The organism is Mycobacterium sp. URHB0044, assembly GCF_000620625.1.
GTDB lineage: Bacteria > Actinomycetota > Actinomycetes > Mycobacteriales > Mycobacteriaceae > Mycobacterium.
The window spans coordinates 234878-261656 of sequence record NZ_JIAW01000006.1 but is presented as its reverse complement, the minus strand read 5'-3'; the positions used below and the strand labels follow the sequence as shown (position 1 = coordinate 261656).

Sequence of the window (26779 nt, the reverse complement as noted above, 5' to 3'; positions counted from 1 at the left end):
ACATGCTCGAACGGTGACTGTGACGGTTCCTGCGTACTCTGACCTGCTTTGGCCGACGCTCCAGGCCGCGATTGAACTCGGCGGCTCAGCATCAATCGCTGAGTTAGATGCTGCGGTCATCGCACTTGAGGGACTGACACCTGAGCAGCAGAGCGTGCTGCTTAGTGGTGGGCCGCAGACAGTAGTCCAGAACAGGCTTGCGTGGGCGCGGACGTACCTGAAGGGAATGGGCCTCTTCGCCAATAGCGCGCGGGGCGTTTGGTCGGTGACGCCCGAGGGGCAGGTTGCAACTCAGGAGAGCCTTGGGCCGCTACGCGCCGCGTTCGCGGCGGATCGTAAAAAGGCAAGCAAGGGGGGTAAGAAGCGGAACGGAGGCGGCGGATCTGAGGTCGGCAGCGAGCTTGACCAGGTCGAGGCAAAAGCTGAGGAGAAGTGGAAGGACGAATTGCTGAGCACGCTCCTCGCGATGTCGCCAGTCGCTTTCGAACGACTTGCACAAAGGCTTCTGCGGGAGTCGGGATTCTCCAGTGTCAAGGTGACGGGGAAGTCGGGCGACGGCGGCATTGACGGTCTCGGCATTTACCAAATGAATCTGCTGACCTTCCCAGTCTTCTTTCAATGCAAGCGCTACAAAGGCAGTGTTGGGTCGGGAGCAGTCAGAGACTTCCGAGGCGCAATGGCGGGGCGGGGCGACAAAGGTCTGTTGATAACCACGGGCAGCTTCACTAGCGATGCCCGAGAGGAATCAAAGCGTGACGGCGCGCCGCCCATCGACTTGATCGACGGTGACCGGCTGTGCGATCTGTTGAAGGACAACGCCATCGGCGTTACCACCACCAAGCGGGTCGTGGAGGAAATAAAGGTTGAAACTGACTATTTCGGTTCGTTGGAACCGAAGTAGGCGTATCCCTTCCCATCCGGGATGGGGGCGATGCCCTGGACGCCGCTCTCACCTCTTCCACCACCGCATGCAGTCTGCAAGACCGCGCAATATGTCTGCGCGATGCCGCGAGTCAGCACCCTTGATAGCGATGGCAATAGCGAGCGTGCGGCTCGCTGCCAGCACAATCGTACTAATAAGAAAGATAATCCCCAGAAGTGTTGTCACTTGCTCCCTCTCCTTCGCCTGACCCCGGACACACTCCACCTGCGGAGTGTCCACGGGAGCGTCGAGAGAGCTACAACACGCGCTAAAGATAGCTTGAGTCGCGAGGGAAATACAAGAGACGCAAAATTCATCATGTCGGACCGCGCGGGTCCTCTGTAGGAAGGCGCAGGCTCTAACGAACCTGCTCACCCAGGTAACCCCGCGACCCGAGGCGTCCGCCTTCACGGCCTACGGCATAACTTCGCAGTCCTCCAACTTTCAGCGGACACCCACTTCATGTAGATATCAAAGTGGCTGGGACACAGCACCTTCACGCTCACGCTCGACACTTACGGTGACTACATCGTCGAGTAGGACGGCGGCGCACTCAACACCCTGCCAGAGACTCCCGCCCCGGTATGCGGAGGCGAGACCGCGAGCAACGTCGTGCCGCTACGATGGCGTGCCGATGGGGTTAGCCGTAGCCACCGCCTCGGATGACCTCTAGCTTCGGCCTTAAAGCAACGCCGCCGCTACCTGCGCCGTCTTCCGCGACGACGGCCAACCCAGACAGATAACTGTTCAACTCCGCGAGTGGAAGTCCAAACTGAGCGGCAATTTTCCGCGTCGATATGCCGTCGGCGCGCAGTGCAGTCAGCACCTTCTTCAACACTTGAGATGACTCTGGCACTAGCTCAGAACCAGGCTCGCTACTGCGAAAGCCTCGCTTGCTCAACTCAATGCAGATCGAGCGATACACCCAATCGGTAATGAGCCCCAGCGCGTCTAGGCGCCGTGCAAGGGCCATGGCCGACACTTGCCACCGCGACTTCGCTCGGATGACATCATCGACGGTGGCGCTGACGAGACGGGCGGCAAGCACGCTCTCGCGCGGCATTAAGAATGCGCTTGCGAAGTCGTTTGCTTCTTGCTCCGCTGTGCGGCCCTGTGGACACTCGTGTTCACCGTGTAGCGCGAGATGGCCCAATTCGTGTGCCAAATCGAATCGCATTCTTTCCGCCGTTTTTGAAGTGTTCAAGAACACGAATGGTGTTCCCGCGTCATAGAAGCTGAATGCATCAACGCTCCGGTAATCGGGCGCAACGGCTAAAACGCGAATGCCGTGAAGCTCACAGGTAGCTACGAGATGTTTCAACGGTCCGCTACCAAGTCCCCACCGCTCCCGTACCGCGTCGGCAGCTAGTTCAGGCGACCATCCAGTGAGGCTAGGAACATCGTGATCAGGAAGCTTGAACTTGCTTTCGATCCAGCGGATTATCTCTACGCCAAGGCGACCGGCAGCGGTTGCCGCGTCGCGCTCGGAGGCGGACATCTTGGACAGCGCTCTGAAACTCACTGCTGCGTTGGGTAGTTGGTCGATTTCGTAGGCGTAGAAGAACGTCGGCAGAACACGCAGTTGTTGGGCGAGCGCCGCCACTTGCTCGTCGTCAGGCTCACCATTGCCGGATTCCCACCGCTGGATGGTCTTCGGCGCAAGGGCGACCTGTTCTGCGAGCTTGGTACGAGGTATCCCGCGGCGCTTTCGTGCGAATTCCAACCGCGACGGTACGAATTCGCGCGATGTCATCGCGGGATGACTGGGACGTTGGGCTCGCCACCGGTGTCGTCATCGTCCTGATCGTCATTGACATGTACCTGTCCAAGGACGTAAGGCGGCAGGATGATCCGGTTCGTCCAGCCGCGCGGAAAGTCGCGATCATCGAGGCGAGTCGGAGCACTTAGCTCAAGCCGCACCTCGGTCTCCGTGTGGTGGTGCAGGAGATACCACACAACCCACTCGGGATCATCCAGTGCGTCGGAGGCCCAGTTGAAGCCGGAGGCATCGACTGCCTCGAAGCCATCCTGGTGCGGAAGAATGGCACCGGCGAGCGCGCAATTCCCCTTGGGCCACGCAGACGTCAAGTAGTTGGCCCCGTCGGGCAAGGCCGTGAACTCGTTTCCACCGGAGATGAGGATCGCAAGCTGTCGTTCACGGTGCACCGTTCGGGCCACCATGTCCTGCTGCACGATCTCCCAACCGCGTGGGACGAGCAGCTCACGCAGGCCGGCCACGTATCCATCGTGAGCGTGGCGGCCAGCGGCGCCGGGAGGTGCCAGTGGACTTACTCCACCGGCAGCCTGCAGCCCGGCGCGGACCACATGGTCATGGACCTCGGCCACCGTCAGGTCGAACTCCGCAAGGCGGTCGTCAGCGTTTTCAGGATGCACCAGCTGGTACTCGGCCACAGCAGCTTCTCTCACTCGGGAGTCGATGTCCAAAAACCGTACCACGATCGTGGTCGAGAAAGTGGACATTACTGCGGTGGGCACGTCGCACGCGTTCGAATTTCTGTCAATTCAGGTCGCTACTTGATAGCTCGCGCCTCGGCCCGCAGCGAACAGCCGTGTTGCGTGCAGCCGCTGGGGTCGGGCGAGCTGATCAGAGAGATCGAATCGTGCGGGCGCGTCAGCCCGTTGGGTGGCAGGCGTTCCCACGCGAGTCCCGTCGCTCGTGATCCGACAAGAACCGCCATCAGGCCGCTCGGCGACTGGCGCACACGTGAACGACGTGGGCACCTAGTCACGGCGGTAGGCATCCAACTTTTCGTCGATCGTCCAAATCTCCACGGAAGCCACAGCTCGTTTGGCGGCGTACATGTCCCGCTCAACGAGGATTGAGAGATCGCCAGCGCCGAGCAGCTTATTTGTGAAATGCTCGACCAACGTGGACCCGGTTGAATCACCGGCGACAAGCGCGGCGAGGAACTTTTCATCCCAGTCCAAGTTATGGACTATCCACGGAGGGCTTGACGTAGCGGCGGCCTGCAACGCCTCTCGGAACCGGGTCGCTGCGGCATGTCGATCATCGGTGCACTGTTGTATGAAGTTTCCAGTCTCAATGACGCTGGTGATCGGCAGGACGAAACCAACACCCTCGCTTAGGAGGTCGCGGAAAATGCTCTGCATCTCTGCAGCGCGTTCGCATCGTCCCGGCACACGCAATAGGTTGCAAAGCACGCTGGTGTCGACGAAAAGGACTCTAGGGCCTTCCATCTAGGATCCGAAGATCGTATCGAGCGTCGCCTGGGTCTTGGCACGGTCTACGGTCTGCGGTCTGAGTCTGTCTTGGACGGCACTGTCGCCCAGAGACGTTCGACCGACTACCTCGAAATAACCTGGCAAGTCCGTGAGTCGGTCGACTCGACTCCACCCCTCGCTGTCCCGCGTTGACACCATGACCGAGCGATGGTCGTCACCGTTGAGTGCATCCAGGATGGCCGGGCTATGAGTCGTTGCGACTGTACGGATATCCCGCTCGAACGCGGTGCTTTTCAGTCGCCCCAGCAGAAGCGCAGCTTGCGAAGGGTGTAAGCCGTTCTCGAGTTCCTCTGCCACCAAGACCCTGCCGCTCGGGATCTCACTTGGCGAACGGACCGGCGAATCGAGCAGCGCGGCGATGATTGCCAAGAAACGCAATGTTCCATCACTCATCAGTCGAGCCGAAACAGGTTGAGTTGCACCGCCGATCTTCTCCTCTATGGTCACCATTACGTCGCCGAGTTCACTGGAGACGGACGCGAGATTCGACACCTGCGCCTCTAGGAGGTATCGAGTCACCGATAGCAGGACGTCGCTGGCATCGGGCTCAGATGCAAGTCGCCTCAAGACTGCTGAGAGATTGTCCGCATTTCGTCGCAGCACGAAATCGCGCTCCGGCACATACTCGCGCATCTGGTGCGGTACCGGATCGAGTATGAAGATGCCGGAGATCGCGGACAGCATTACGGCAGCCACTTCCTGCACTTTTCGTCCCGCTTGAGTGGTCGCGGGTACCCGCGTGGCAGCCTGAGAAATAAGGAGCTGAGTTGCTCTCATCGCCACAGCCGGATTCACGCCTCTTTGGTTGTTATGCCACCGGACGGCAATGTCAGCCGAGTACTGATCCGGCGGATCCGACTTGAGGTACTCGATGGGCTCACCTCTCTTATTTCCGGAGGTGCGCACCGCCCATAATCGCTCGGATCTAATCTGAACTGTGGGCTTAACTTGTACCTCAAGGTCCAGAAAGTACTCACTGCCCTCATAGGTCGCAGTGCATCCGACCTCGAAGGTGGACGCCCCAAGCGGAGCGCAGCCCTCAGACCCGCCCCTTACTACCGGCCCGCCTCGCCCACCATCTAAAGCATCCCTCAAGTCACCGCCTTCGGCGAGCGCAGACAGCACAGTGAGGCCATCAAGCACATTTGACTTACCGGAGCCGTTTCGCCCCACTATCAGTGTCAATGAGTTGATGGGGATAATTGCATCGCGCACGCTCTTGAATGAACGAAGCCGAAGCTCCGTTAACTCAGCCTGGGACGTGCGGCCGTCCTTTGCGGGGGCTAGCATGTTGCGAGCCTATCGAAGCAGGGTCGCATTCTTGGCCTGACCGCACTGTACCCGCCTGCCAACTTTCAACGATCGCTCCGCACTCGCGCAGCCGTGCTTTCGACCGGGCACAAATTGTCCCAAGGCAACGCGAGGGCTGGCGGCTCAACGCGAGTACGTCCCTACTTCGAAATCGCGTCTCCCCACACCGCACCCGCCAGCTTCAGTGTGGTGTCGGTGACTTTGCACCAGCCGTTGTTCGGGTCACCGGGGTCGGCGAGCTTGATCGGGCACGGGCCGTTCAGCGTGACCGCGTCACCCTTCTTGAGCTCACCGATCACGGTGCCCTCGCCGCCAGGCACGTCATATAGCTGCGCATCCTCGAGCACGGTGTGCCCTGCCGGGGGAGGCAGTGCTGGGGTACCGCCACCGAGCGGCGCCCCCGGTGTCGCCGTCTGGGTCACTTCCGGAGCCGGAGCACACTTTTGGCCGGCCGGAACGGTTGGAGTAGGCGAGTAGGACGGACACTTCACCGGCTGTGGCGGCGGGGTAGATGTAGTCCGAATACGCCGTGCATCAGTCGCCTTCGAGGTCCTTCTTGCGACAGGCCTGAACCCCAACGTGAACGTCGCGTTGGGGTCGGTCCCGAGACCCCAGCTCGCGGTCTGGCCGTTGATGCAGTGGTAGGGGTATTCGGCTTGATTTCCGGTTGATCATCACGTGCAGGGTCGACGCCGTAGCCGCCGTGCACCGTGGGCACCGAGCCCATCGTCACGCATTCATCTGATTGCTGGTGTTGTCGAGGTAGCACCTCGATGTCGAGCCCGTTGCCCAGCAGAACGGTGCTGGCAATCGGAGCGGCCAATATCACCGCCGCCCAGCAGAGAGCGATCACGGCGGCGGCGACCGGCGCAGATCACGAGTACGAAGAATCGGGTACTTCCCCACGGTTCGGATGTTCTGACCACCTTCGCGCTGGAAAGATTGCCCCGAGCGCGTCAACGGGGAGGTACTGGGGGAATGGAACTACTGGCCGCCGACGACAACTGGAATCCCATCATCTTCTTGGGTCCGGTGCTGTTCGTCCTGCTGCTGATCGTCTTCGTGTGGCTTCTGCCTGCAGTCGTGGCGGCGCTCATCGCGGAGAACAAGGGCCGCAACGGCGTTGGGTGGTTCTTCGCCACGTTCTTCTTCCTCGGCCCGTTCGGCGTCGGCTTCGCGCTGATCGCTCCCCACGGTGCGATGGACCCGTTGGTGCTGCCGACACCTGCACCGGAGGTGAAGCGGAAGGCCGCTCCCGGACGCCAGCGGTTCGTGTGTCCACGCTGCGGCGCCGAGAACGACATCCCGGAAGCCGACTCGTCCTATGACTGCTGGCGCTGCAACGAGCACCGCAACGTGAAGCCGAAGGTGGCACCGGCAAAGAAGCGGTAGTTAGCCCTTTCATCGCGTATCTTGCGGCCGCGTATTTGCTCGTCGTTCGGTGTTTCCAACCACACCTCGCCGGGAAATCCCGATTGCCTACAGGCCCGTGCGCAAGGAGGCGAACATGGCGAGCCCAACCGACACCGAAGGTGCCATCCGCAGTCTGATTCCAGCCCGCATCGACCGACTGCCCTGGTCGGCGTTTCACACGCGAATGGTCGTGGCGCTCGGGGTGGCCTGGATCCTCGACGGACTCGAGATCACCGTCGCCAGCGCCGTCGCCGAGACGCTGACACAGCCCGAGACGCTCGGATTGTCGTCGGCCGCAGTAGGACTCCTGGCCACGGTGTACCTGGCAGGCGAGGTCGTCGGCGCACTGTTCTTCGGGCGCCTGTCCGACAAGCTGGGCCGACGCAACCTGTTCATGGTCACGCTGGGCGTGTATCTCGCCGGCAGTGGCCTGACGGCGCTGACCCTGGGCAACGGCGCCGGCTGGTTGGCCTTCCTCTACGTCACCCGGTTCATCGCCGGCATGGGCATCGGCGGCGAGTACGCGGCCATCAACTCGGCGATCGACGAACTCATCCCGGCGCGATTCCGGGGCCGCGTCGACATCGCCATCAACGGAACCTATTGGGCGGGAGCGGTTCTCGGAACGTTGGGGACATTCCTCTTCCTGAGGGTCATCGACCTGAGCCTGGGTTGGCGGCTCGCCTTCCTGATCGGCCCCGTGCTGGGTCTGGTGATCCTGGTGGTACGTCGAAACCTCCCGGAGAGCCCGCGTTGGCAGGTCATGAACGGACGCGAAGAAGCCGCCGAACAGTCGATCGCCTTCATCGAGGAGGAGGTGGAGGCCAGCGGCGTCGCACTGCCCCGCGTCGACGAGAGCAAGGCCATCGAACTGCGGCCCACCGAGAAGATCGGCTACATCGCGCTGACCCGAGTGCTGTTCCGGGACTACCCAAGTCGGTCGATTCTGGGCGCCGTCATGATGATCAGCCAGTCGTTCCTCTACAACGCGATCTTCTTCACCTACACGCTGGTGTTGGGCAAGTTCTATGGCGTCGCCTCGGAGGCGACGCCGCTGTATCTGATCGCGTTCGCCGTCGGCAACCTCGCCGGGCCACTGACCATCGGTCACTTCTTCGACACGATCGGCCGCAGGAAGATGATCGCCGGCACCTACATCCTGTCCGGGATCCTGCTGGCCATCAGCGCCGTGCTCTTCAACGCCGGGGTGCTGAACGCCATCACCCAGACCATCGCGTGGTGCATCGTCTTCTACTTCGCCTCGGCGGGCGCCAGCTCGGCGTACCTGACCGTGAGCGAGATCTTCCCGCTCGAGGTGAGGGCCAAGGCCATCGCCGTCTTCTTCGCGATCGCGCAATGCTTCGGCGCCCTGGGGCCGGTCATCTACGGAGCGCTCATCGGCGACGGCTCCCAACCGTTCCGACTGTTCCTGGGCTACCTGCTCGGTGCCGCCGTGATGGTCATTGGCGGTCTGGTGGCGTGGTTCCTCGCCGTCGATGCCGAAGGCAGATCGCTCGAGGACGTCGCCACCCCGCTGGCCGCCGCCGGCGTTGCCAAGCGACGGGGCTCGGTCCGCGCCGAGGGCGCGCAGCTTCCTCGGTCGCCCTGAGTATTTCGCGGTCGAGCCGCACCCTGACTGAGGGTCAGAGTGCGGCTCGATCCATCGCGAGTACCGGAGTCAGGCGCCGGGGGCGCCTCCGCCGCCTGCACCGCCCGCACCGCCGGCGCCGCCCTCGGCGCCGTTGTGGTTGTTGCCGGGGTTGGTGCCGGTGTTGGCGCCGGTGCCGGGGGTGTTGCCGCTGCTGCCAGGGCCTCCGTCGCCGCCCCCGCCGCCCGTGCCGCCGTTGCCACCGGCCCCGCCGGCACCGGTGGAGCCGCCGGTGCCGCCGGTACCGCCCGTAGCGCCGTCGCCGCCTGCGCCATTGGTGCCGATTCCGCCCTGGCCGCCTTGGCCGCCGGTGCCGCCATCGCCGCCGGTGGAGCCCGCACCGGTGCCGCCCTCGCCGCCGGTCCCGCCGCCGCCTCCGAGACCGCCGTCGCCACCGGTGGCGCCTGTGCCGCCCTTCCCGCCGGTGCCGCCGGTGCCGCCGACGGCACCGTCGCCGCCGGCAGAGGTGTTGCTGTCGCCAGTCCCGCCTTGGCCGCCCACGCCACCGGCGCCGCCGGTCGTGGTGCCGGTGCCGCCCTGGCCGCCGGAGCCGCCGGTGCCGCCGCCGAAGCCGCCGCCACCGGTGCCGCCTTGGCCACCCGAGCCGCCGGTGCCGCCGACCTCGCCCGCACCTCCGGCGCCACCAGCAGCGCCGGTGCCGCCGATGGCGTTGTCGAAGTTGGAGCCCTGGCCGCCATCGCCGCCGGTGCCGCCGTTGCCCGTTCCGCCGGCGCTGCCGAAGAAGAACCCGCCGCCGCCGCCGGCTCCCGCATCTCCGCCGGCGCCGCCGATGCCGCCTGGATCCACTCCACCGTTGGTGAACCCGTCGCCGCCGGTCCCGCCCTTGCCGCCGACTCCGCCGGTGCCGAAGAAGAACCCGCCGGCGCCGCCGACGCCGCCTTGGCCACCCTTGCCGCCCGCTTCGCCGGCAGTGTCGCCAGCGGTACCGGTGACGCCTTGCCCGCCGGCGCCGCCGGTGCCGAAGAACCATCCGCCGGCGCCACCGCGGCCGCCGTTGAACCCGTCACCGCCGGTGCCGAACAACAATCCCGCGTTGCCGCCGTTGCACGCATCTCCCACACAGCCCGCCTGGGCGTCGATGCCGTCGCCGATCAGCCAGCCGCCCGCACCGATGGGATTGAAGATGTTGAAGCCGTTGACTGGAGCGAGCAGCGGGCTGGGAGTGAGTGCACTGAGAAGCGCGTTCGGGGTGACGCTGTTCCCGATCAGGCTGCCGTCGCCGTCACCCAGCCACCAAAAGGCCGGGGATTGGGGCGCCAATGCAGACTCGGTGTTCATCAGCTGAACCGCGGGGGAGGCTTGGGCCGGCGACGGTGCGCCCGGAGGAGCGGCCAGCAGTACGCCGACGCCGATCATGGCGGCTCCGCCCACGCCCGTCGCTGCGTACTGACGAGCCGATATCCGCGTTGTCTTGCGATGTTTTCCCATGCTGCAGCCCCTCGACTAGATGTGCCCGGCCCGCTCTAGCAGGTCTTGCTGTGATATTGGTAACAATCCAACAGCAAACAATGTATGGTCGCCTGACTGGCCAGTCAAGAGCCGAAATTCGGACCGGCCAGCACACTCATATTCGCCGCATCCGTCAACGCGGAAAAAGGGGGTCGGGGTTGCCTTTAAATTGACGTATGGGAAAGACGGTTTCTATCCTTCGCCGATCGAATAATCACCACGACGAAGACGCCGCTTGGAACGATCGCAAACTACGATCACCTGCGGAGTTCGTATTATCGCTGCTCTGCAGCACGTTTCGACGCTCGCGCTGCTGTTTCCACGTGTTCACACTTTGCCGTCGATGTGCGCAGCCCGAGTAGGGGGGCACGCCCGCGCGGCGTCCTTGCGTCTCTAATGAAGTCGTCTCGCGACGTCATCGGGGTCGTGAACACGTATCATATCTATAACGTGTAGCAAACTTCTATTTGTGTGAATCGCTGCTGCCGACGCCATTATCAACGGTTGCGTAGATAACCGTCAGCCCAGAGTTTCCCGTTGGCAGCTGCGCCCAAGGACCGTGCGGCGAGGCCACGCGCGCGCCCTCCCCGCCAGGTGTCCTCCACCTGAAGATGGGTACTCGGAACGAACACGACCGAGGAGGCGTGATGACAAAGGATCATGGTTCAAGTGTGAAGAACGACAAGCAGTACGAGGGCTTGCGCAAGAAGGGAATGAGCAAGTCCCGGGCCGCGGCGATCTCGAACTCGCCCGAATCCTCCAGTAAAGGCGGCAAGAGCTCGGGCAGCAGTCAAAGCAGGCGCAGCAGTGGCAGCGGCAGTGGTGGAAACACCGCACAGAAGAAGGCTGCCGGTCGCAAGGGCGGCAAGGCGTCGGCCAAGTCCAAGTAACCGGTTCAGCTCGACGGTTACTCCACCTTCTGCCAAACGCAGTCGCCCGTTAGCGCGATGTCGAAAACCAGTGGCAACACCTCGAATTCGAGCGGTTGTCCTGGCTGGCCCCTCGACAGCTGGGGCGGACCGACCTCGCCGGCACTGACGACCGCCGACTGCTCTGCGCTGCACTGGCCGTCCGAGTCCAGCGGCGAGCCAACCCAGCGGCCCGACATGATCTCCGGGTTGCGCTTGCCTTGACCGTGCAGCCTCAAGCCGGGACCGTAGCTCAGCCACGTGTCGGTGTTCGGATAGGGACTGGCGTACGTGGACCATCGATGAGCGCCCGCCACGGCCTGGCACTGCAGGACGGTCGTTCCGTCGGGCAGCTTGGTGAGCGTCCCGGCAAGCTGCTCCGAACACGGGCTATCAGCCTGCGGTACAACGGGATCCGCGTAGGCAGACGCTGGCACCCCGAGCGTCGCGACCGCGACGACCGTCGTCACGGCCATGCCGATGTTCTGGATGGTCCCCGGCACTACACCCTGCTCAGGTCGGTGCGCATCAACGCCACGTTGTACTCATTCCACTGCGACAGATTCCAGTAAAGATACTGCGGATCCTCCGGAGTGCCGTCGGCCTTTCTCAACTGACTCGTTCCCGACCACGGATGGATCATCGGCGCATACAGACCGGGATACTGCGCAGAGGTCACCAGCGTCTTCGGCGCCGACCAGGTGCCCTGCGGCGTAGTCGACGTCCGCATCACGACGTTGTTGTTCTGGTCGGCGTAGAGCATGACGTACTGCTTCAAGTACGGGTTGTACTGCACCGACATCTCGCTGACGCTGGGGTAGGTCGTGGTGGCGCCCCACCCGAAGAACCCGCTCGTCTTCGTGCCCGGGAGGATCGGCGTGGCGGCGGACGGCCTGTTGGCAACCCACGTCGTGCCATTCCAGTACTGATACTTGGTCTGGTCGAGAATCTGATACTGGTTGACCCGCGACACGTACACCGTGCCGCCGCGTCCCGCGGGAGTGCCGTACGAATAGACCCAGCCCGCAGCGGCATCCGAAGAACCGGCCGGTGGCTTGACGAAGGCGCCCTGCTGAAAGTTCTCGTTGCCCGGCACGTAGGGCACGGTTGCGCTACCCCACCGGGCCGCGCGGACGGATGACGGCGGCACCACGGTCCAGTTCTGGCCGTTGTCGTCCGAGTACGCGATCGCCGAGTAGTTCGTCGTCCACCGGCCCGGCGTATCCCAGGACTTCACGGCCATGAAGTTGATGTATTGCCGCGTCGCGCCGTTCACGCCCGCCCCCGGAACGGCGATCCCGGCGGTCGGGATCATCGTCACCTCGGGGGAGGTGCCGTAGTGGTAGTTGCCGATGATCTCCCTGGAGAAGTTCGGGTACGTCATCGGTGAGCCGCTGTAGGCGCCCGGATCATGTACGACGCCAGTCGGTACGAACAATCCGTCCGACAGCACAACGTCAGGACTGCGGAAGAGCGTGTTCATCCGCCATGCGCCAGTCATGGCGGGACCGCTGAACGTGTCGCCGAACGCCATGAGAACTTCGCGCTGCTCGACGATCGTCGTGGCCGGGTTGTCTGCGGTGATCCCGTTGTCCCACATGGTCCCAACGTCGGTACCCGCGATGCCGAACCGCCGGGCCGTGTCGTTCACGCCGTTGGGGCCCGTCACCCAGCCGATGCGCGTGGTCACCGGCACCGTGACGGCTGCGGTGGGGGCGGCCGCGAACGCCGCGGTGGCCACCGGCGTACTACTCGTGGTCGAGGTCGCGCCCAGGCTGGACACATTCTGCTCGAATTCACGGCGTGCCCCAAAGGCCAAGAGCGCCAACGCTCCCGGGAACGGGACGGGAATGAATGGCGTATTCGTGGCGAGCGGGCCGAATCCGAAGGCGGCCAACACGTTCGACAGCAGAGTTTGCACGGGCGCAGTCACCGGCGCGGAGGGTTCGGTGGCAGCGGCGGTCATCGCGACCGGTGCTGCGGCTTTCACGGGAGCCGGCTCGGCGACGGCCATCGACACCACGGCGTCCGCTACCCGGTGGATGACCGTATCCGCGACGTCCTTCGCAGCGAGTTTCGCGGTTGCGACCGTGTCGGTTACGGCGGCCGCCGGGCGCGCTGGGGTTGGTGACACCGAACTGCGGCTCACCGAAGCCAGAGTCGGCGGGGTCTCATTCCGGTTGGACAGCTTCCTGGTCCGCGATTCAGACGACGGAGCCGGTGCCGACGAAGCACTCGGCGCAACGGTCTCGTCGTCCAGTTCCTCGGATGCGGTCTGGTCGTCGTCGTGCACCGTGGTGCCGCTGAGTTGTGCCCCTCCGGTGCTGACCGCCACGCCAGACGGGGCGCTCACGGTGCCCCTGGACGTGATGCCGGATGCCGGCGCCGAGTTCGACGGTTGCGTCGCTGGCTGCGTCGAACCAGAGGTCCCCGACGGCGCTTCGGTCGAGGTATCGGTCGTCGACGCTGCCGATGGCGAACTCGGATCCGGGGTGTCGGCCGACGCCACCCCTTGGCCGGCGGCCACCGCGATGCCCACCCCCAACGCGACCGCCAAAGCTCCGACACGACCTACGTATGCACTTGCACCCATCATTGCCCCCATGGAAAGCCCCGACTTCGATATTCACGCTCTAGTCGGACACCCCGGGCTTCCGTAGAGGTAGAGCGATCGTCCCACTGCGTTCGATTCTTCGTTAGCGTTTCGTCGAAAGTCAGCAAATGATCTTGAATGGTCGCACGTATCGGCAGTTGCATGATCAATGCTGATCAGAGTGGTTATGATTCAGAATGTAATGCTATTGCATTCGCAATCGTATTGTTCTGGCGAATGTATTGTGGGCAGTCAAACGGCGGGGTACGACGTCAAAATTGCCGAAGAACGGGCCCATGGTGCGGACGCGCTCACGAACTCACGCAACGCGTCCTGCGTCAGGCGAGAGCGGGCCTCGGAGGCACGAACTGCACCGCTCGACAGTCCGGCTGCAAGTCGGAGAAGTGCACGGCGGGCAGGCCGTCAACGGTCACGAAATCGGTCCCGTCCGTCCACGATGTCCCGGGTTTGATCCAGGGCGGCACACCATTTGGGTAGGCGATGGTCATGTCGGAGTAGAACTGAACGTCGGGCGGACAGCCAGCCGTGTTTGGCGGCAACGGATTCCACGCGTGGACGAGAATGGGGTTGGTGAGAAGCGGGCCCTGCGCGCAGTTCGGCTGACACTCGATCGACTTGTCCGTGCCGATGCCCTGTGCACCTTCGGCGTCCCACGACGTCCACGTCATGTCTTCCATCACGCCGGTGTCGTCGCAGTTGTACGCGAATCGGTCGGGTCGTTGCAGTGGGGGCTGGCCTGGGTCGAAGCACTTGCCGATGGCGAAGACGGTGGTTCCCGGATCCGCCGTGGCCGCCGGCGCCATCCATGTCATCGCGGCCGCGACGGCGAGCACTGACAATGCCAGTGTGCGGGCCACTCGGCCCTCCTTCGCCCGGGGATGTGAGACACCGGGATGCTAGCAGGACTAACGGTTGACGGCGCGCCGCTTACGCCGCGGCTGCGTAGTGACTGACCGGCCCCAGCGATTCGCTGGTCAGCACACCGCGGGCCACCAACAGGTCGAGATGGGCGGCAACTTCGAGGATCGCCGTCATGCCGTGTACGGCACCGAGCTCGTCGATGGTCCGTTCGTGCCGCGTCCACAACATCTGGCGTGACACGTCGTACGCCGTGGACGACCCCTTCGCCACCAGGGCGGTAACCACGTCGAGACGGTCCCGGTGGTGGTCGAGCAATTCCTCGGCCCGCGCCTTCACGCTCGGAGTGACCGCGCCGTGTGCAGGCAACATCGATGCATCCGGCAAGTCGAGGAACAGTCGAAGCGAGGCGAGATACGACCGCAGCGGAAGCTCTTCCGGCATCCGCTCCAACGCGATCGACGGCGTGATGCGGGGCAGGATGTGATCACCGGTGAACGTCAGGCCCGCACTCCGGTCCTCGTAGACCATGTGGCCCCGCGTGTGACCGGGCGTCGCCCGAGCGACGAGGAGCGTTCCGCCGCAATCGATCTCGTCACCGTCGTCGAGCCAGACATCGGGTGGCCCGAAGGGCACGTCCCGTTCGAACGGTTCGAGCTCCAGATCGGCGATCGTCTGCGCGAGTTCGGGTGCCCCCGCCCTGCGCAACAGTCGCGCCTGCATCGGGTACGCACCGTCGAGCTCGTCGAACGCCGCGATGGTGTGGCGCTCCTGGCGGCCCAAGAACACCGTGGTGCCATAGCGCCGCTGCCACATGATGGCGCGCGAGAAGTGGTCCCAGTGGGCGTGGGTGACCAGGATGCGTCGCACGTCACCGGGGCCGAAGCCGAGTCCGCGCAGCGCCTCGAGGAGAACGGATTCGCTTGGCTCGTCCGCCCAGCCGGAGTCCACCAACGTCACGCCGTCGTTGCCCAGGACGGCATAGACGTTCACGACGCGCAGATCCGCCAAGGGCAGCGGCAGCGGGATTCGTACCACGTGTGCGGACACCTGGTCCACTTCGAGACCCGTGGCCGAAAGACGATTCAGAATCCGACGCTCCCTTCGACTCCGGGCTGACCTTGCGCAATTTAACATAGTATAAAAACCAGTCGAGGGTGCAGCACCGTTTGACGTGGAACTAGAAACGACATCTCCGCAGGGCGCTTCGGGCCCCCTTCTCGACGGCAACCCAACGCACTGAACCACCCGTCTGCGGTGTGCGGCGGTGAAGTCCGTGGTCAGCCATGGAAGCCGACCGCATCTCCGGTTGGTTGAAACGGCCGACGTTGTAGTTTAATATTGATTAGAAACAGTCCACGAACACGGTCGGAGTAAGTGTTGTCCATGTCTGCACCACTGCGGGTCAGCACCAGTGCGGGCATCGGTCGGATCACCCTCGACCGGCCGGACCAGCTGAACGCGATCACCGTCGAGCTGAGTGTCGAGCTCGAGCGTGCGCTCACGGCCCTGGGTGCCGACCCGGCGGTGAACGTCATCGAGATTCGCGGCGCGGGAGGAAACTTCTGCGCCGGCGGTGATTTCGCCGAGGTGGAACGACTGCGCGCGGCAGGGCCCGCCGCGCTGAAGACGTTGTTCACGGCCTTCCGGCGAGCATGTGATGTCATCACCGATGTCGACGTGCCGGTGATCGTCGCCGTGCAAGGGGTGGCCGCGGCTGGCGGCTTCGAACTGATGCAGGCGGCCGACATCGTGCTCGTCAGCGACGACGCGCGGATCGCCGACAACCACATCCGCTTCGGCATGATCCCCGGCGGCGGAAGTACCCAGCGGTTGCCGCGCCTGATCGGCCGACAGCAGGCGATGGCCGTGCTCCTCAGTGGCGACCGGATCTCCGGCACCGAAGCAGTCCAACTCGGTTTGGCCTACCGCAGCTTTCCACCTGCTGAATTCGACGCTGCTACAGAACGATTCACATCGGCGATGGCGGGCCGCGACCGCAGCGCGCTGACCACCATCAAGCGATTGGTGACCAATGGGACGCGGCAGCCCCTCGCCGCGGGTCTCGACGATGAACTCGACGCGGTCGTGAGCCACATCAGCGAGGGTGCGGGGCGCAACGGTGCGTCCGCCTTCAACCAACGAGGAGGAGTTCGGTGACGACGATTGGTTCGACGGCGCCCGTCACGCTCGACGTGGACGGTGGTATCGCCCGCCTGCGGCTCAGCCGGCCCGAGGTCTCCAACGGGTTGAACGTGGAGTTGCTCAAGGCCCTCCACGAAGCGGTGCTCACCTGTCACGCGGATCCACGAGTCCGCGTCGTCTTGTTGACCGGCGAAGGGCGCAACTTCTGCGCCGGCGGCGACATCCACACGTTCGAGTCCAAGGGCGCCGGGCTGCCGGACTACCTCAGGGAGGCAACGGCCTGGCTGCAGCTCGCATCGGCGGCGTTGATCCAGTTGCGAGTCCCCGTGGTGACCGCGGTCCAAGGCTTCGCGGCAGGCGGTGGCGGCCTCGGCCTGGTGTGCGCCTCCGACATCGTGATCGCCGCGGAATCGGCGAAGTTCTTCTCCGGCGCCGTCCGCGTCGGCATGGCTCCCGACGGCGGAGTGTCGGTCACGCTCACCCAGTTGGTCGGCCTGCGGCAGGCACTGCGGATCGTGTTGACCAATCCGACGCTCACCGCCGCCGAGGCACTCCGCATCGGTCTCGTCACCGAGGTCGTGGGGGACGACGAACTCCAGGCTCGCGCGGAGGAGCTCGCCACGCAACTCGCCGAGCTGCCCACGCAAGCGTTGTCGGCGACCAAGCGTCTGGTGTGGAGCGGCATCGGGGCATCCGTGGAACAGCGTCTGGCCGAGGAGGCCCGGACGGTCTCCGAGCTCTCCGGCACCGACGATGCGCTCGAAGGGCTGCGGGCGGTCATCGAGCGGCGACCGCCGAGGTTTCAGCGATGACGGCGTCACCGCAGCAATTCCGGTCCCGCCCAGTGCTCACCGAGAAGGTCGGCGCGGTCGCGGTGGTGACGCTGAATCGCCCCGACAAACTCAACGCCATCGACATCCCGCTGCGATTGGCACTCGCCGACGCGATCGAAGCCGCAGACCGCGATTCAGCGGTGCGTGCCATCGTGCTGACGGGGGCAGGTAAGGCCTTCTGCTCCGGAGGCGACATCGGCTCGATGGAGCGGATGGCACCGCAGGAAGCGCTCGAGCGGGCGCAGCTGGCGCAGCGCGTGATTCGGGCGATCTGGAGCACAGAGAAGCCGGTGATCGCGGCCGTCGAGGGTGCGGCCTTCGGCGCCGGCACCGCACTGGCCGCCGCCTGTGACCGCGTCGTCGCCGCACGCGACGCACGGTTCGCCACGACGTTCACGTCGGTCGGGCTGGCCGGCGACATGGGTGCGTATGCCTCCTTGCCCGCGCGCATCGGCGTCGCCCGGACACGGCAGATGCTGTTGTTACCCAAGCCGATTCCCGCCGAGGAGGCGCTCGGCATCGGTCTCGTCGACGCGCTTGCCGAGCCGGGGAAGGCCTTCGAGACGGCTCTCGCGGACGCCACCCGGCTCGCTGCGGGCCCGGCGCAGGCGCACGCCGTGATCAAGTCTCTCCTCGCGGTGGCGCCCGGCTTGTCGCCATTCAACGTGCTCGACCGTGAAGCCGCCCATCAGGCCGCACTCTTCGGCAGCGACGACTTCGCCGAAGGCATCGCCGCGTTTCGCGAGAAGCGTCGCCCCGTCTTCGGCCCCCAGGAAGGAATCCCCCAGTGACTACGGAAACCACCACGGTCAACCCGCCCGCCAGCCGGGTCGCACCCTTGATCAAACCCGACAAGGTACACGGCTCGCTCTACACGGATCCCGCCATCTTCGCCGATGAGCTGCAGAAGATTTGGTACCGCACATGGGTATTCGTCGGCCACGAAAGCGAAGTGGCACAACCGGGCGACTACGTGCGCAAGAAGCTCGGCCTGCAGGACGTCATCATGACCCGCGATCGCGACGGCGGGGTGAACCTGCTGCTGAATCGGTGTGCGCACCGCGGTAACCAAGTCTGCGACGACGCCAAGGGCAACTCTTCGACGTTCCGCTGCCCCTACCACGGCTGGACCTACCGCAACACCGGCGAACTCATCGGCTTCCCCTTCTTCAAGGGATACAACGGCCGCAAACTCGATCTGGCGATGGGCCGGGTTCCCCGCGTCGACTCCTACGAGGGATTCGTCTTCGGCAGCTTCGCCGAAGAGGGGCCCACACTGCGGGAGCACCTCGGAGCGGCCGCTGGCGAGATCGACCGTCTGGTGCGCCTTTCCCCGGAGGGACGAGTCGACCTGACCGCAGGGTGGTTGCAACACGAGACGGGCGCCAACTGGAAGCTGCTGGCGGAGAACGAAACCGACGGCTACCACCCGCAATTCGTGCACGGCTCGATCTTCGGCGTCACCGGAAGCACGATCGGACCGCTGTACAGCGACGCGTCCACGGCAGTCACCAGAAATCTCGGCAACGGACACAGTGAGAACGACCTACGCCCGGAGTTCCGCAAGTTCGCCGAACCGATGCGGTGGTTCGGCACCACGGAACAACGAGTACCGAACTACGTCTCGGCAATGCGAGAACGTCACGGTGAGGCCGCCGATCAGATCCTGATCGAGGGGGCGCCGCACGTGATGATCTTCCCCAACCTCTTCATCGCCGAGATTCAGGTGTTCAACATCCAGCCCGTGTCGGTCAACCAGTGCGTCCAATACTCGACGGCGGTCCAACTCGCGGGTGCACCGGAACTGAACAAGCGGATGGTCTCCCAGTGCGTCGGCTCCGTGGGTCCGGCGGGCATGTTGCTGGCCGACGACACCGAGATGTACGAGCGCAACCAGCTCGGCATCGAGTCGCTGCAGCCCGAATGGCTGGACGTCCGACGGGGATTGCACCGGGAGCGCATCGACGACAACGGATTCACCATCGGATCGGCCACCGACGAGACCGGTATGCGCGGCTTCTGGTCGCACTACGCAACGTTGATGGAGGCACCGTGACCAACGCCATCCAGACCGGCGCCATCCAGACCGGCGCCATCCAGACCGGCGACGGCCTGACCCCCGTCCCCGACGGGTACGACGTCCGCGAGATCGAGCAGTTCCTCTATCGCGAAGCACGTTTCGCCGACGAGAGCGATTACGACTCATGGGAGGCGCTGTGGACCGACGACGCGCTGTACTGGGTTCCCGCCGGAAACGACAGCGCCGACCCGATGGAACAGATGTCGGTGATCTACGACAATCGGAATCGAATCTCCACTCGGCTCAAGCAACTTCGCACCGGCAGGCGCTACGCCCAGGCGCCGCCGTCCAACCTGCGGCGGTTGATATCCAACGTCGAACTACTCGGCGGCCGGGAAGCTGCGTCGGGCGGCATCGACCTCGAGGTGGGAGCCAACTTCGTGGTGCTGGAATCACGCGCGCGCGGCAACCACGTGTGGGGTGGGCGCGTGACGTACCGGCTTCGTCGCGATGAGGGGACGCTGCGGATGTCCTACAAGAAGGTGGTCCTGGTGGACAAGGACAAGCCCATCCCGACGATGGGATTCCTGATCTGATGACCCTCGAATTCGGCGGAACTGCCCCCGTCAATGCGCCAGGCATCGGCCCCGTGGTCGAAAGCGAGTTCGCCCACGTCTCGGTGAACATCGACGGTGAAGCGAACTCGCCGCGACTGCGGCTCGAGGACCTCCGCACCGGACGGGTGCGCTACCTCGACGCGCTGGAACTCGAGACCATCATCTGGCTGCCCGAAGGCAAACTCGCCCAGCTGCTGGACCCGTCCGCCGACCGCTGGCGGGGCGACGAATGAGGCGCGCGGCAATCGTCGCTCCGGTACGCACCGCAGTGGGAACCTTCGGCGGGAGCCTGCGCCCGCTGCGGGCGGAAGACCTCGCCGCGAAGGTGGTCGAGGCGACCGTGCAGCGCAGCGGCGTTGACCCCGGCCGCATCGAGGACGTCGTCTTCGCGCAGTCATATGCGAACTCCGAGGCGCCGTGCATCGGGCGGTGGGTGGCGTTGCACGCCAACCTCCCGGTTGCGGTGCCTGGACTGCAGATCGATCGGCGTTGCGGCGGTGGCCTGCAGGCCGTCATCACGGCCGCCATGACGGTGCAGACCGGCGCGGCCGACGTCGTGATCGCCGGAGGCGTCGAATCGATGAGCAACATCGAGCACTACACGACCACGGCGCGCTGGGGGGCCAGGTCGGGAAGTCAGATGCTGTACGACCGACTGGACCGTGGCCGCGAGAGATCCCAACCCGCATGGCGTTTCGGCGAGATCAGCGGCATGATCGAGACAGCGGAGAACCTGGCCTCGGACTACGGCATCGACCGCGACGCGGCGGACGCATTCGCTGCGCGCAGTCACCACCGTGCGGCGGCTGCTGCTCAACGCGGCGCGTTCGACGCCGAGATCGTCCCCGTCGAGATCCCCCAGCGCCGGGGAGACGCCGTGACGTTCGACGTCGACGAGGGCATCCGCCCCGACACCACCACGTCGACGCTGGCGAAGCTGCGCACGTTGACGCCCGGCGGCACCGTGACCGCAGGGAACTCCAGCCAGCAGAACGACGCCGCCGCAGCGTGTCTCGTTGTGGCCGAGGATCGACTCGACGAGCTTGGTCTGGAGCCGATCGGCTACCTCGAAGGTTGGGCCGCCGTGGGATGTGAGCCGTCGCGAATGGGAATCGGACCGGTCGGTGCCGTCGAGAAGTTGTTCGCCAAGACGGGATTCGGCTTCGACGACCTGAGCCTGATCGAGATCAACGAGGCCTTCGCGGTGCAGGTTCTGGCGGTGCTGTCGGGGTGGGGAGTGAAGCTCACCGACGTCGACGACCGGCTCAACGTCAACGGGTCCGGCATCTCCCTCGGCCATCCGATCGGCGCTACCGGCGTTCGCATCCTCACCACGATGCTGTACGAATTGCAGACCCGCGGAGGCGGATTGGCGCTCGAAACCATGTGCATCGGAGGCGGACAGGGCATCGCAGCACTGTTCCGAGGAGTCGCAGGATGACCGCGTCCCTGATCGCCTACGCAACCTACGTCCCGCGGTACCGTCTGGCCGGCGGCGACGTCGGGTTGCGTCGTGGCGACCGCGTCATCGCCTCCTACGACGAGGACAGCACCACCATGGCGGTCGCCGCAGCAGCCCGAGCCCTCGACGGACACGAGCTGCCCACGAACCTGTACTTCGCAACCAGTACCCCTGCCTACGCCGACAAGACCAACGCGACGGCCATCCACTCAGCGCTCGGCCTGCCGTCCGCCTCGTTCGCCGCGGACCTGTGTGGCACGGGTCGCAGCGGCATTGCGGCCTGGCGGACCGCGATTGCGACCGGCGGTCTCGCGGTGACCGCCGACATCCGCGTCGGCCGTCCCGGCTCTGCCGACGAACGGCTCGGCGGTGACGGCGCCGCGGCGCTGCTGTTCGGCGATGGCCCCGCGATCGCCGACGTCCTCGCCACCACGTCGCACACGGCCGAGTTCCTGGACCGTTGGCGCTCACCCACGGCAGTCACGGGGGAGCAGTGGGAAGAGCGCTTCGGCGCCGACCGCTACTCGGGTCTGATCCGCGCCGCCGTGGATCGCGTTCTCGACGACAGCGGCGTGACCGAGGTCGATCACGCCGTGGTCGCCTGCCCCAACAGTGCCATCACCAAGCGGATCGGCACGCTGGTCAAGGCCCTCAAGTCCACCCGCACGTCACCGGTGGGGTTCTCCGGGACCGCCGATGCCGGCATCGCCCTGGCCGCGGTGCTCGACGTCGCCGAACCGGGCGAGACCATCCTGGTGCTCTCGGCGTTCGACGGCTGTGACGCCGTCCTGCTGCGCACCACGCCGCAGCTACCGGCGGGTCGCCAGTCGACGCCGGTCAGCCTCCAGCGAGCCGAGGGCATCGTGGTGCCGCATCTGACCTACCTGTCGTGGCACGGACTGGTCGAACTCGAACCGCCCCGCCGCCCCGAACCGGACCGGCCCGCGGCGCCGCCGGCCGCCCGCGCCGAGGGGTGGAAGTTCGGCTTCTCCGGAACCCGGTGCCGCCAGTGTGGATTCGTGCACCTGCCGCCGGTGCGGGTGTGCCGCAGCTGTGGCGCGACCGACGAGATGGCCCCAACCCCCGTCGCGGCGCTCCGCGGCACCATCGTCACCCACACCGTGGACTATCTGGCCTACTCACCCTCACCGCCGATGATTCAGGCGGTCCTGGACATCGACGGCGGCGGGCGCTGCACCATCGAGGTCACCGATACCGAACCCGAACGTCTGCGCGTCGGGGCAAGGGTGGCCTTCACCTTCCGTCGGCTGTTCACGGCAGGCGGCGTGCACGACTATTTCTGGAAGTCGCATCTACTGGACACGAGATCGGAGAACGATGGCCAGCCGCGGAATCACTGACCGGGTCGCCGTCGTCGGCATGGGGTGCACCCGGTTCGGCGAACGCTGGGACAGTTCCACCGAGGATCTGATCCTGGAGGCATTCGGTGAATGCCTCGACTCGGTGCCGAACGTCGGCAAGGGCGACATCGACGCCTACTGGCTCGGCACGCTCGGCTCCGGCCAGTCCGGATTGACGCTGAGCCGCGCACTGGGAACCGACGACAAGCCCGTGACCCGCGTCGAGAACTACTGCGCCACGGGGTCGGAGGCCTTCCGCAACGCGTGCTACGGCGTTGCCGCCGGAGCCTACGACGTCGTGATGGCCATGGGCGTGGAGAAGCTAAAGGATTCCGGTTTCTCCGGTCTGATGCGCAGCGACCCGCCGAGTGACGGAACGTCGCCGGAGTTGTCGATGACCGCGCCGGCGGCCTTCTCGCTCCTGGACCCGGCCTATTGCGCCAAGCACGGCGTGCACCCCGATGAGATGCGGGCAGCCATGACCCACGTGGCGTGGAAGAACCACGACAACGGCTCACGAAACCCCAAGGCGCAGTTCCGTTCACCGGTGGCGCCGGAGACCATCGAGAAGGCCGCCAAGGTGGCCGGACGGCTCGGGGTGTTCGACTGCTCGGGAGTCTCCGACGGCGCGGCGTGTGCCCTGATCGTGCCCGCGGAGCGAGCGCTTGACTACACCGATACCCCGATGTACGTGAAGGGACTCTCCCTCGTCGCCGGCTCGATGCGAGGCTCGATGGACGCGGCATTCGACTACACGACCTTCCCCGAAGTGGTCAAAGCAGCACGAGACGCCTATGGCCAGGCCGGGATCGACAGTCCCGCTACGCAACTGTCGTTCGCCGAGGTCCATGATTGCTTCACCCCCACCGAAATCGTCCTCATGGAGGACTTGGGCTTCTCCGAGGCCGGTCACGGGTGGAAGGACGTACTCGCCGGTGACTTCGACGCAGGAGGGCGGCTGCCGATCAACCCCGATGGCGGGCTCAAGTCGTTCGGGCATCCCGTGGGAGCCAGCGGACTACGCATGCTCTACGAAGCGTGGCTGCAGTTCCGCGGCGCTGCCGGTGACCGCCAATTGTCCGATCCCCATACGGCGCTGACGCACAACCTCGGTGGACGTCCGGGTGGCTGCGTGTCGTTCGTGTCAGTCGTGGGGCGAGAACTCGGCCGGTTGCAGCGGTGATCGATCGGCCCGCCGCGTTGCGTGCCGAGCGGGCCGCAATGCTGTCGTTCTGCGGCGTCCTCGACGACGCTGAATGGTGCAGGGCGAGTGCCGCCGTCGGATGGCGAATCCAAGACGTCGTGGCGCACCTCGGCGGTGCTTGCCACGCCCTGTTCACCCCCGCCGCGCTGTCCCTGCTGCGCAGCAGCGACATCGAACGCTCCAACGATGTGATGGTAGATGCACGTCGATCATGGCCACCCGACAAGGTTTTCGCCGAGTACGAGCGGTGGAGTGCCTGGCCGTCGGGCTGTCCATGGTTCCCACGGTCTTGCCATTGGGGCGCCTCCGATTGCCGCTGGCCGAGCTCGGAAGATTCCCCGTCGCGTTTCTGCTGGGTAGTGCGCTGGTGTTCGATCTGCACACGCACCTGCGGTTCGACATGGCTCCTGCCCTCAGCCGAGAAGCGCCGCCGTCGGATGCGAACAGGATGGCGGTGGTGATCGAATGGATGCTTGCAGTGCTCGGCAACCAGCTCGCCGCGGCCACACCCGAGTGGATGGACCGACCGGTGTCGCTACGACTGCACGGCCAGGGCAGTGGCACGTGGACGATCGACCGACGCGGCGTCGCCAATGGCGCCAGTCCGGCAGCGGTAGCTGTCATCGACGCTGCGGCCGAACAGTTTCCGGGTTGGGGAACCCGCCGATCGTCCTGGCATGACCACGACATCGTGATCAGCGGCGACTCCGCATACGGAGAGAACTTCCTCGACGGCGTCAACGTCGTGTGAGCTCCTCAACCGTGCAGGATGAGGTCGACTGCACGAAGGGCGATCATCATGGTGGGTGCGTTGGTGTTGCCCGAGGTGATGGCGGGCATCACTGAGGCGTCGGCGACGCGCAGACCGTCGAGCCCGTGCACTCGGAGGTCCGGACCGACGACCGACCTGTCGTCGGTTCCCATGCGGCAGGTGCCGACCGCGTGATAGATGCTGCCCTCGGCGGACGACAGCCAGCGTCGCTCGTCGTCTCCAGTCGGAGTGAGATTGGCACCGGTTATTCCGCGCATGGCAGCCTGCGACTCGATGAGGTCGCGCGTTAGTGCCGCGCCCTCCAATAGCTTTCGGAAGTCGTCAGGCCGGCCGAGGCGGTCGAATTCGATGTACGGTTTGCCGCCGCGGACGCGGACCCGCCCACGACCTTCGGGGTGCATCAGAACCGTGTAGGCCGTGAACGCGTCGGAGCGCTTCAACCTGGCCCGGCCGGTGACGGGGTTGAGCTCGTATCGGATGGGGCTCACGGCGATTTGAAACTCGTCGGTGAATATCTGCGCCTCGAACGGGGTGGTGGTCAACGGACCGTGGCCGCCTGCGAGGAACTGACGGAGTGCCTTGGCGCCACGGACCGCGCCGATCGTGTTGATCGTCGGTACCTTCGACGCCCAACCCTGAGTGACGACGAGGTGGTCGTGAAAGTTCTCACCCACCCCGGGCAGATTCGCCACGTCTCCGCCCGCGGCGATGCCGCTGTTGATCAGCAGAGAGGCGGAGCCGATTGCGCCGGCGCAGAGGACGACTTCTTGGCGGGCCCTGACGATCTCGTCGCCGATCTGGACCCCGACGGCCCGTCCCTGCTCGACGACGATGCGTGTGACGGTCTTCCGCGTCAGGACGTGTGGACGCTGCCCGCGGGGAAGACGACCGAGGAACTCGCGACCAGATGAACTGCGAAGACCGCGGCGTTGGTTTACCTGGCTGCGCGCCACCCCGATTTGGTCCGATCCGTTCGGGTCCGGATTGAGTCGATGGCCGGCGTCGACCGCCGCCTGAATGAACGCGTCGTCGATCTCGTGGTGGTGGCCGCACCACGACACCGCGATGGGCCCGGATCCGCCGCGATACTCGTCGGCTCCGTCGGCCCAGGTCTCCAACGCCTTGAAATGGGGGAGCACGTCGCGGTGGGACCAGCCGGTCGCGCCGGCGCTTGCCCAACCGTCGTAGTCGGCATGCCGCCCGCGCGCATAGACCATCGCGTTGATGGATCCGCTTCCGCCCACGATCCGCCCGCTGGCGAAGGCGCCAGTCTCCCCATCCTTGCTCGGATCGGCCGCCGTGGGGTACTTCCAATTGGCCGTTGCGTAGAGGCTGATGATTCCCAGCGGAAGGGCGACGTCGGGACGTCGATCGGTGCCGCCAGCCTCCACGACGATCACGCTCGCGCCGGCCGACGCCAGGCGACTTGCGATGATCGATCCCGCCGATCCCGCCCCGACGACGACGTAGTCGGCAGCCTGTGGGTGCTTCATGCCGCGCGTAGCTGGGCGATCATCTGGGTGATGTCCCAGAAGTCCCGATGGCTCGTGAGCTTGCCGTCTTCCCCGAATCGGCAGGCGGCGATCCCCGGAACGCTGAACCGCTGACCGTTCGACGGGATGAGCGAGCCGTCGGTGAGTCGGAGTGAGCCTTCAAAGGATCCGTCCCACAGCCATTCCAGGTAGAGCACTCCGTCGCGAGCAGCCGGTGCGCCGAATTCGATCACGGAGTCCGGTGCGAACTTCAGCATCCACTTGTGGAAGCGCAGGATGCCGTCGTGGCCCTCGTAGGTCGTGCCCATGGCCATGTCGGTGTAGCTGCCCGCCGGGTCGAAGAAGTCGAGCAGACCGACTGGATCCTGGGTCCATGCGGCGGAGTAGGCCGCGGCAAAGGCGTCGAGATCGTCGATCGCGCGAGGTCCGGTTTTCATGGGGAGGCCATCCTTTGGTTTTGCGCG

The 26779-nt window shown here is 65.2% G+C and carries 26 protein-coding genes and 3 pseudogenes; 17 read left to right on the top strand and 12 right to left on the bottom strand.

All coding sequences use genetic code 11. The annotated features are described in order from the left end of the window. Window positions 1-13: 13 nt before the first annotated feature. The gene (locus tag N536_RS0115180) at window positions 14-901 is read left to right on the top strand and encodes a restriction endonuclease (protein ID WP_029114386.1); all 888 of its coding nucleotides are present in this window, start codon (window positions 14-16) and stop codon (window positions 899-901) included. A 420-nt stretch (window positions 902-1321) separates the two neighbouring features. After that, window positions 1322-1588: pseudogene (locus N536_RS43545) on the top strand (site-specific integrase); the annotation flags it as partial. On the opposite strand, the gene N536_RS41085 reads toward N536_RS43545, so the two are convergent. The 5 genes from N536_RS41085 to N536_RS42210 all read right to left on the bottom strand — a co-directional run bounded on the left by N536_RS41085 (window position 1563) and on the right by N536_RS42210 (window position 5919). Next, window positions 1563-2675 carry an ImmA/IrrE family metallo-endopeptidase gene (locus N536_RS41085; RefSeq protein WP_029114384.1) on the bottom strand — a complete coding sequence of 371 codons (1113 nt, stop codon included), beginning with the start codon at window positions 2673-2675 and terminating at the stop codon, window positions 1563-1565. The pseudogene N536_RS43545 and the gene N536_RS41085 overlap by 26 nt on opposite strands. Further along, the gene (locus N536_RS0115165; protein ID WP_029114383.1) at window positions 2672-3334 is read right to left on the bottom strand and encodes a hypothetical protein; all 663 of its coding nucleotides are present in this window, start codon (window positions 3332-3334) and stop codon (window positions 2672-2674) included. Before N536_RS0115165 ends, N536_RS41085 begins: the two co-directional genes overlap by 4 nt. Before the next feature lie 330 nt (window positions 3335-3664). Beyond that, window positions 3665-4054, bottom strand: coding sequence for a hypothetical protein (locus tag N536_RS0115160; RefSeq protein ID WP_051574514.1), 390 nt, complete (start codon window positions 4052-4054; stop codon window positions 3665-3667). A gap of 87 nt (window positions 4055-4141) precedes the next feature. After that, window positions 4142-5476 (bottom strand): AAA family ATPase, encoded by a 1335-nt coding sequence (locus tag N536_RS38525; RefSeq protein ID WP_036436447.1) that lies wholly within the window; start codon window positions 5474-5476, stop codon window positions 4142-4144. A 161-nt stretch (window positions 5477-5637) separates the two neighbouring features. Beyond that, window positions 5638-5919 (bottom strand): hypothetical protein, encoded by a 282-nt coding sequence (locus N536_RS42210; protein ID WP_155948603.1) that lies wholly within the window; start codon window positions 5917-5919, stop codon window positions 5638-5640. Window positions 5920-6475: 556 nt separating this feature from the next. On the opposite strand from N536_RS42210, the gene N536_RS0115145 reads away from it, so the two are divergent. Both N536_RS0115145 and N536_RS0115140 read left to right on the top strand, forming a co-directional pair. Further along, window positions 6476-6889, top strand: a complete 414-nt coding sequence (locus N536_RS0115145; RefSeq protein ID WP_029114380.1) for a hypothetical protein — start codon at window positions 6476-6478, stop codon at window positions 6887-6889. A 115-nt stretch (window positions 6890-7004) separates the two neighbouring features. Then, window positions 7005-8519 (top strand): MFS transporter, encoded by a 1515-nt coding sequence (locus tag N536_RS0115140; protein ID WP_029114379.1) that lies wholly within the window; start codon window positions 7005-7007, stop codon window positions 8517-8519. A 69-nt stretch (window positions 8520-8588) separates the two neighbouring features. Here the strand turns inward: N536_RS0115140 and N536_RS43435 are convergent. Further along, window positions 8589-9572, bottom strand: a pseudogene (locus N536_RS43435) (PE family protein); the annotation flags it as partial. Window positions 9573-10699: 1127 nt separating this feature from the next. Here N536_RS43435 and N536_RS0115130 point away from each other — a divergent pair. After that, the gene (locus N536_RS0115130) at window positions 10700-10918 is read left to right on the top strand and encodes a hypothetical protein (RefSeq protein ID WP_231514537.1); all 219 of its coding nucleotides are present in this window, start codon (window positions 10700-10702) and stop codon (window positions 10916-10918) included. A gap of 17 nt (window positions 10919-10935) precedes the next feature. Here N536_RS0115130 and N536_RS0115125 read toward each other — a convergent pair whose 3' ends face one another. Together N536_RS0115125 and N536_RS0115120 are read right to left on the bottom strand one after the other, a co-directional pair. Beyond that, window positions 10936-11439 carry a hypothetical protein gene (locus tag N536_RS0115125; RefSeq protein WP_231514536.1) on the bottom strand — a complete coding sequence of 168 codons (504 nt, stop codon included), beginning with the start codon at window positions 11437-11439 and terminating at the stop codon, window positions 10936-10938. Further along, the gene (locus N536_RS0115120; protein ID WP_231514535.1) at window positions 11439-12869 is read right to left on the bottom strand and encodes a DUF4185 domain-containing protein; all 1431 of its coding nucleotides are present in this window, start codon (window positions 12867-12869) and stop codon (window positions 11439-11441) included. The genes N536_RS0115125 and N536_RS0115120 overlap by 1 nt, the downstream gene beginning before the upstream one ends. A 16-nt stretch (window positions 12870-12885) precedes the next feature. Between N536_RS0115120 and N536_RS43005 the strand changes: the two genes are divergently transcribed. Then, window positions 12886-13596, top strand: a complete 711-nt coding sequence (locus N536_RS43005; RefSeq protein WP_231514534.1) for a hypothetical protein — start codon at window positions 12886-12888, stop codon at window positions 13594-13596. A gap of 271 nt (window positions 13597-13867) precedes the next feature. Here the strand turns inward: N536_RS43005 and N536_RS38515 are convergent, their stop codons facing one another. Continuing rightward, entirely contained in the window at window positions 13868-14407 is a 540-nt protein-coding gene (locus N536_RS38515) for a hypothetical protein (RefSeq protein WP_051574512.1), read from the bottom strand. A 70-nt stretch (window positions 14408-14477) separates the two neighbouring features. Then, window positions 14478-15458 carry an MBL fold metallo-hydrolase gene (locus N536_RS0115110; RefSeq protein ID WP_231514533.1) on the bottom strand — a complete coding sequence of 327 codons (981 nt, stop codon included), beginning with the start codon at window positions 15456-15458 and terminating at the stop codon, window positions 14478-14480. Window positions 15459-15794: 336 nt separating this feature from the next. Here N536_RS0115110 and N536_RS0115105 point away from each other — a divergent pair, with 336 nt between their 5' ends. The 11 genes and pseudogenes from N536_RS0115105 to N536_RS43000 all read left to right on the top strand — a co-directional run bounded on the left by N536_RS0115105 (window position 15795) and on the right by N536_RS43000 (window position 24801). Continuing rightward, window positions 15795-16568: an enoyl-CoA hydratase/isomerase family protein gene (locus tag N536_RS0115105; RefSeq protein WP_036436536.1), complete on the top strand. Its 774-nt coding sequence runs from the start codon at window positions 15795-15797 to the stop codon at window positions 16566-16568. Window positions 16569-16573: 5 nt separating this feature from the next. After that, window positions 16574-17365 (top strand): enoyl-CoA hydratase/isomerase family protein, encoded by a 792-nt coding sequence (locus N536_RS0115100; RefSeq protein WP_369798427.1) that lies wholly within the window; start codon window positions 16574-16576, stop codon window positions 17363-17365. Beyond that, window positions 17362-18177 carry an enoyl-CoA hydratase/isomerase family protein gene (locus N536_RS0115095; RefSeq protein WP_051574511.1) on the top strand — a complete coding sequence of 272 codons (816 nt, stop codon included), beginning with the start codon at window positions 17362-17364 and terminating at the stop codon, window positions 18175-18177. Before N536_RS0115100 ends, N536_RS0115095 begins: the two co-directional genes overlap by 4 nt. Beyond that, window positions 18174-19442 carry a Rieske 2Fe-2S domain-containing protein gene (locus tag N536_RS0115090; RefSeq protein ID WP_029114371.1) on the top strand — a complete coding sequence of 423 codons (1269 nt, stop codon included), beginning with the start codon at window positions 18174-18176 and terminating at the stop codon, window positions 19440-19442. Before N536_RS0115095 ends, N536_RS0115090 begins: the two co-directional genes overlap by 4 nt. 92 nt (window positions 19443-19534) lie before the next feature. Continuing rightward, window positions 19535-20002: an aromatic-ring-hydroxylating dioxygenase subunit beta gene (locus tag N536_RS0115085; protein ID WP_081809229.1), complete on the top strand. Its 468-nt coding sequence runs from the start codon at window positions 19535-19537 to the stop codon at window positions 20000-20002. Then, on the top strand, window positions 20002-20256 hold the full coding sequence (locus tag N536_RS38510; protein WP_036436445.1) for a hypothetical protein: 255 nt from the start codon (window positions 20002-20004) through the stop codon (window positions 20254-20256). The genes N536_RS0115085 and N536_RS38510 overlap by 1 nt, the downstream gene beginning before the upstream one ends. Next, window positions 20253-21464, top strand: a complete 1212-nt coding sequence (locus tag N536_RS0115075) for an acetyl-CoA C-acetyltransferase (RefSeq protein ID WP_029114368.1) — start codon at window positions 20253-20255, stop codon at window positions 21462-21464. Before N536_RS38510 ends, N536_RS0115075 begins: the two co-directional genes overlap by 4 nt. After that, window positions 21461-22846: an OB-fold domain-containing protein gene (locus N536_RS0115070; RefSeq protein ID WP_029114367.1), complete on the top strand. Its 1386-nt coding sequence runs from the start codon at window positions 21461-21463 to the stop codon at window positions 22844-22846. The genes N536_RS0115075 and N536_RS0115070 overlap by 4 nt, the downstream gene beginning before the upstream one ends. After that, window positions 22824-24029 (top strand): acetyl-CoA acetyltransferase, encoded by a 1206-nt coding sequence (locus N536_RS0115065; RefSeq protein WP_029114366.1) that lies wholly within the window; start codon window positions 22824-22826, stop codon window positions 24027-24029. Before N536_RS0115070 ends, N536_RS0115065 begins: the two co-directional genes overlap by 23 nt. Window positions 24030-24067: 38 nt before the next feature. Further along, window positions 24068-24115: pseudogene (locus N536_RS43540) on the top strand (hypothetical protein); the annotation flags it as partial. A 146-nt stretch (window positions 24116-24261) separates the two neighbouring features. Then, window positions 24262-24801, top strand: coding sequence for a hypothetical protein (locus N536_RS43000; RefSeq protein ID WP_231514532.1), 540 nt, complete (start codon window positions 24262-24264; stop codon window positions 24799-24801). A 5-nt stretch (window positions 24802-24806) separates the two neighbouring features. Here N536_RS43000 and N536_RS0115055 read toward each other — a convergent pair whose 3' ends face one another. Then, the gene (locus N536_RS0115055; RefSeq protein ID WP_029114364.1) at window positions 24807-26315 is read right to left on the bottom strand and encodes a GMC family oxidoreductase; all 1509 of its coding nucleotides are present in this window, start codon (window positions 26313-26315) and stop codon (window positions 24807-24809) included. Next, the gene (locus N536_RS0115050; protein ID WP_036436442.1) at window positions 26312-26752 is read right to left on the bottom strand and encodes a nuclear transport factor 2 family protein; all 441 of its coding nucleotides are present in this window, start codon (window positions 26750-26752) and stop codon (window positions 26312-26314) included. Before N536_RS0115050 ends, N536_RS0115055 begins: the two co-directional genes overlap by 4 nt. Window positions 26753-26779: the final 27 nt, after the last annotated feature.

Bases quoted from the DNA above. Each gene is read 5' to 3' on its own strand.
- N536_RS41085 (WP_029114384.1), bottom strand. From the start codon at position 2,675: ATGACATCGCGCGAATTCGTACCGTCGCGGTTGGAATTCGCACGAAAG.
- N536_RS0115160 (WP_051574514.1), bottom strand. From the start codon at position 4,054: ATGCAGAGCATTTTCCGCGACCTCCTAAGCGAGGGTGTTGGTTTCGTC.
- N536_RS38525 (WP_036436447.1), bottom strand. From the start codon at position 5,476: ATGCTAGCCCCCGCAAAGGACGGCCGCACGTCCCAGGCTGAGTTAACG.
- N536_RS0115145 (WP_029114380.1), top strand. From the start codon at position 6,476: ATGGAACTACTGGCCGCCGACGACAACTGGAATCCCATCATCTTCTTG.
- N536_RS0115140 (WP_029114379.1), top strand. From the start codon at position 7,005: ATGGCGAGCCCAACCGACACCGAAGGTGCCATCCGCAGTCTGATTCCA.
- N536_RS0115105 (WP_036436536.1), top strand. From the start codon at position 15,795: ATGTCTGCACCACTGCGGGTCAGCACCAGTGCGGGCATCGGTCGGATC.
- N536_RS0115095 (WP_051574511.1), top strand. From the start codon at position 17,362: ATGACGGCGTCACCGCAGCAATTCCGGTCCCGCCCAGTGCTCACCGAG.
- N536_RS38510 (WP_036436445.1), top strand. From the start codon at position 20,002: ATGACCCTCGAATTCGGCGGAACTGCCCCCGTCAATGCGCCAGGCATC.
- N536_RS0115075 (WP_029114368.1), top strand. From the start codon at position 20,253: ATGAGGCGCGCGGCAATCGTCGCTCCGGTACGCACCGCAGTGGGAACC.
- N536_RS0115070 (WP_029114367.1), top strand. From the start codon at position 21,461: ATGACCGCGTCCCTGATCGCCTACGCAACCTACGTCCCGCGGTACCGT.
- N536_RS0115065 (WP_029114366.1), top strand. From the start codon at position 22,824: ATGGCCAGCCGCGGAATCACTGACCGGGTCGCCGTCGTCGGCATGGGG.
- N536_RS43000 (WP_231514532.1), top strand. From the start codon at position 24,262: ATGGCCACCCGACAAGGTTTTCGCCGAGTACGAGCGGTGGAGTGCCTG.
- N536_RS0115055 (WP_029114364.1), bottom strand. From the start codon at position 26,315: ATGAAGCACCCACAGGCTGCCGACTACGTCGTCGTCGGGGCGGGATCG.
- N536_RS0115050 (WP_036436442.1), bottom strand. From the start codon at position 26,752: ATGAAAACCGGACCTCGCGCGATCGACGATCTCGACGCCTTTGCCGCG.